Genomic DNA, 1173 nt, shown 5'->3' on the forward strand with positions numbered 1-1173 from the left:
CAGCAAGGGCGCCGAGGCGGCCAACCAGCAGCTCAGCCAGCGCCGCGCGCAGGCCGTGCTGGACTACCTGGTCGCGAAGTTCCCCGAGATCCGCGGCGGCCAGTACTCGGTCAAGGGCTACGGCGAGTCACTGCCCCTGGCCGACAACGGCACCGAGGCGGGACGCGCCCAGAACCGGCGCGTGGAGTTCAAAGTGCTCAACGCGGAGACCATCAAGCGCGTGATCGAGAGCCAGAAGCTGCTCGAGCGCTGACCGACGAGAGCGGTTCCCACCGCCCGGGAGGGGTCTTCCACGGAAGGCCCCTCCCAGTTTTTTACGTTCCGGCACCGCCGCGGCCGAACCGCGGTTGTGCCGCCCGCACCTCCCGGTCTATCATCGCGCGATGACCAGCTGGCATCGTCACGACCTCCCCCTGGACGCTCCCTTCACGCCGGGCCTCGCACGCCTGCTGCTGGCGGTCTGCGGCGACGACCTGCCGTCGGCCCTGGTGGTGCTGCCGGCCGTGCGCGCCTGCGGCTCGCTGCGGCACGCGCTGCTCGACGCCTCGGGCGCCGACGGCCTGCTGCTGCCGCGCCTGACCACGCCCGGCCGCCTCGCGGCGGACCTGGCCCTGCGCCTCGGGATCGACGACGCCACGACGGTGCCGAACCGCCTGCGGGCCGCGGTCCTGGCGCCACGCCTGGCGACCACCGCCTGGGTGCGGGAGCGCCCCGGCGCGGCCGCCGGCCTGGCCGAGGAACTGGTGCGCCTCTTCGACGAACTGCGGCGGCACGGCCTGGATCCCGCGGGGATCGACGGGGACGGCGACGAAGACCTCGGACCCGGCAGCGAGATCATGTCGCGCGACGCGGCCCGCGTGGCCGAGGCCTGGCGGCTCCACCGCGCCGTCGCGCCCCGCGACGACGTCGACCGCGAGCGCGACGTCGTCGACGCCCTGGAAGCCGGCGGCTGGCCCGGCCCGCCCGTCACCGACTTCGTGGTCGCGGGCCTGTCCGACCTGGCGCCGCTGACCGCCCGCCTCCTGCGCGCAGCCGCCGCGGGCGCCCACCACGCCCGCCTGGTGTCGACCCCGACGGGCGGCTCGCCGCTGTCGCGCCTGTTCCTGGCCTCGTTCAGCGAGCCCGCCGCCCCGACGCACCCCGCGTCGCCCGGCCGACTCGTCGCCCGCCTGC

General features: G+C 75.7%; 2 protein-coding genes. Both read left to right on the forward strand.

Annotation, left to right across the window (positions count from 1 at the left end):
* The coding region (locus Q7W29_12710; protein MDO9172679.1) for an OmpA family protein at positions 1 to 253 on the forward strand (253 nt) is incomplete at its 5' end.
* Between the two features lie 130 nt (positions 254 to 383).
* A partial coding sequence (locus Q7W29_12715; protein MDO9172680.1) for a hypothetical protein occupies positions 384 to 1173 on the forward strand: 790 nt, incomplete at its 3' end.

This window comes from bacterium, from assembly GCA_030654305.1.
In the GTDB taxonomy this organism is placed as follows: Bacteria; Krumholzibacteriota; Krumholzibacteriia; order LZORAL124-64-63; family LZORAL124-64-63; genus PNOJ01.